Raw genomic sequence first — 2,616 nt, forward strand, 5'->3', positions numbered from 1 at the left:
TGATAAGCTACTCCCCTATGCACAGACGCGTGGGGACGATGGCACCGGCTATCTCCTGGCCGAGCGCGGTCCGTCACGAGTAAGAATAACAGTCTCATCCGTTCCAGGCGGCGTGAAATAGGCCGCCGCTAACGTAACGGCGGCGGTCACCAATGTGGTGATAGCCCCGGATACCGTGTCCGGCAGGGCATGGTTCAACTCTATGCCGTAGACAAGTAGTGTCGAGATCGCCGCGCCGACGGCAGAGCCACCCGTCGCCGCAACTGCCTTGTTGGTGGGCATCCCATTATCTCCGGTCTGGAAGTCAACTCTCCATCCTATCCTTTGGGTCAGGTGGACAACGTCCAGTATGGCGCGGACTTCGGCGTCACGAAAACTACGAAGCGGGGCGTCGACTTCGATATTGTCTTCCTCTCGGGATCGGCGAACGCAACCTCCACCAGAAATGACGTTCAATCCATCTCCTTTACATCGGCCCGCCATCCAAAACAAACCCGGCGCCCGCCATCTGGAAACAAACAAGACACTGAGTTGCACGTATCAACGAGAGGAAGTTCAATGGCTAACTCGCCCAAACCGTCGTCGCCGAAGTCGCCGCCCCCGCCGCCACCGAAGCCGGGCGGTATTCCGACCGAACCTGGAGCTTTCCCAGCCCAAGTAGGCGCCAGTTCGCCAGTGGCATCGCCGCCCAACAGGGCCGGCTTGTCGTGAACGGGGGAATGCCCGGAGCCAGGCGCCGACGTTGAGGATGGCGAGAAGCCGAAATGGTGATGAGCCTCGCCCTCGGGTCTGGCGAACGCAATGCAAGCGGCAAATCCTATGTGAGTAAACGTGCCTCCCAATCCGAGGCATCCAAATGCCGTGGCCGCCATTGGCCGCTTCGGAAAAATCGATGGGACGTGGCATCTCTACGCCGGCTCCGGTAAGCGGTTTGGAAGAGCGGCTTCGGCACCACTCCCTTGCGCGGAGGCCTCTTGCTCTGCACGCTTACGTGCTTCGGCTCGGAAATCTCGAAAGCGCTTGATGCCCTCGATGGTAACGCGAACGGCGCCGATCACCGCCAGGACGTTCACCAGCGGAGGCAGATTGGGTTTCACGCTTAAGATCGCCATCATGACGCCGATTCCGACTTCAATAGTCGGATAGATCAACCACCTCCGGATCTCTCGCACATAATAGGCAATGCCGGCGATGAAGACGGTAACCACCGCCGCCAAGGCAGCCTCACGCATGCCGCCCGTCGCGAACTGCCGGCTCAGTGTTTCAAGTAGGCGATCGGACGCCCACCAAGCGGAGAAGCCCATGGCTGCGATAATTGCCAGGGCGATGGGAATTGCTAGCCAATCCGACGGATCGGCTGTGCCCCGCCCGTTCGCCCGAGGACTGGAAAAGAAAGGTCCTTCGTCGCGGTTGTCATACATACGCGATGCCCCGACTAGATAGTATAAAGGACATTATACTTATATAGACGCAACAAACCAGCCCCTCCATGCGTTTAGGGCGGAGACGTTCTTCAGCAGAACATTTGAATCTTACTCCTCGCGGAACCCGGCGATATGATCGCACCAATCGTGGGCACAACTTGGTCTTAATGAGCGGCTCGGCGTGGCATGATCCAACGCTCGACGGGTAGGACGCGGATCGCCGAGGCATCTGGTTAGGGATGCTGTCAGACGGGCCTGCACTGGGCCTTCGTGAAGCCGATCCGCAAGCCCACTACAACATGACGATCACGCTGGTGTTGGTGCTCGTCGCTGTGTTGATCGGCGGCATCGAGTCACTCGGCCTGATCACCGACAAGCTTGGCCTATCCGGCGGCTTCTCGGACGGAGTAGGCCGGCTATAATTTCGACAATCTCGGTTTCGCCATCATGGGCGTTTCATTGCGCCTGGGCCATGTCCTACCCTACAAGGCAAAGGCCTTGAAGACATCGAGGTGGCCGCGACCGCGCGTGCCGATAGGGTCCGGCGTTGCCGAGCTTGCGCGTGAGCAGCGCGCCATTGGCGCCATAGGCATAGCTGAGTGTCGACGAGCCCGTCACCGCCGTGGCGAGCTGGACGAAAGTTGAACCAGTTCTCGGCATGTGAATCCTATTGTCCCCCCGCCATAGTTGGCGGAAGAGTTAATCACTTTGTGGTCAGTTGCAGAGCTAACGTCGGACGTCATGGCAATTGAGGGCTAAAGGAGCGAAATGCGAGGTAGTATCGCGATCTGGCACGACACGCTTGCAGATGACGCCAACGGCTACGCGCCGCGCGTCGAGGTCCACATAAACATATGGAAGGGCGAGAGGCGCTCAGCCAAAAGCCGCTTCCATCTTTTCGATATAGGCTTTCGCTTCCAGGAAATGAGATCACTCCGGACGCTCTCGATCAGCCTCCCTTTCCAGATCCAGTCGGATCATATTTTGGATCTCTTTGATGTGATGCACGATTCATCGACGTTGTCTGCAATCTTCAATGAGACCCTGTCGGCAGGCGAGCTCCAGGAGAACGGCAAAACCTTCGCGGCACTCAACGAATCGAAGAAAGTTCAATTCTATGTGTCGCGATGCTCAACAGACGATCAACGTCTGACCACCATTGGCAAGGGAGACGATGTGGGCTCTGTAGTCA

Annotated in this window: 5 protein-coding genes; 2 read left to right on the forward strand and 3 right to left on the reverse strand. The window is 58.0% G+C overall.

Translation table 11 applies throughout. The features are described from left to right. Window positions 1-48: 48 nt before the first annotated feature. Window positions 49-456, reverse strand: a complete 408-nt coding sequence (locus EOA33_RS31490) for a hypothetical protein (RefSeq protein ID WP_127407399.1) — start codon at window positions 454-456, stop codon at window positions 49-51. 452 nt (window positions 457-908) lie between these two features. Further along, window positions 909-1,421: a hypothetical protein gene (locus tag EOA33_RS31495; protein ID WP_127407400.1), complete on the reverse strand. Its 513-nt coding sequence runs from the start codon at window positions 1,419-1,421 to the stop codon at window positions 909-911. Window positions 1,422-1,663: 242 nt separating this feature from the next. On the opposite strand from EOA33_RS31495, the gene EOA33_RS41005 reads away from it, so the two are divergent. Further along, the gene (locus EOA33_RS41005) at window positions 1,664-1,846 is read left to right on the forward strand and encodes a hypothetical protein (protein ID WP_245482494.1); all 183 of its coding nucleotides are present in this window, start codon (window positions 1,664-1,666) and stop codon (window positions 1,844-1,846) included. 55 nt (window positions 1,847-1,901) lie between these two features. On the opposite strand, the gene EOA33_RS41010 is transcribed toward EOA33_RS41005, so the two are convergent. Next, complete coding sequence (locus EOA33_RS41010; protein WP_127407401.1) at window positions 1,902-2,084, reverse strand: hypothetical protein; 183 nt, start codon at window positions 2,082-2,084, stop codon at window positions 1,902-1,904. Window positions 2,085-2,192: 108 nt separating this feature from the next. On the opposite strand from EOA33_RS41010, the gene EOA33_RS31510 reads away from it, so the two are divergent. Continuing rightward, on the forward strand, window positions 2,193-2,616 hold a 424-nt coding region (locus tag EOA33_RS31510), incomplete at its 3' end, for a hypothetical protein (RefSeq protein ID WP_145989393.1).

Source organism: Mesorhizobium sp. M4A.F.Ca.ET.050.02.1.1 (genome assembly GCF_003997725.1).
Lineage (GTDB): Bacteria > Pseudomonadota > Alphaproteobacteria > Rhizobiales > Rhizobiaceae > Mesorhizobium.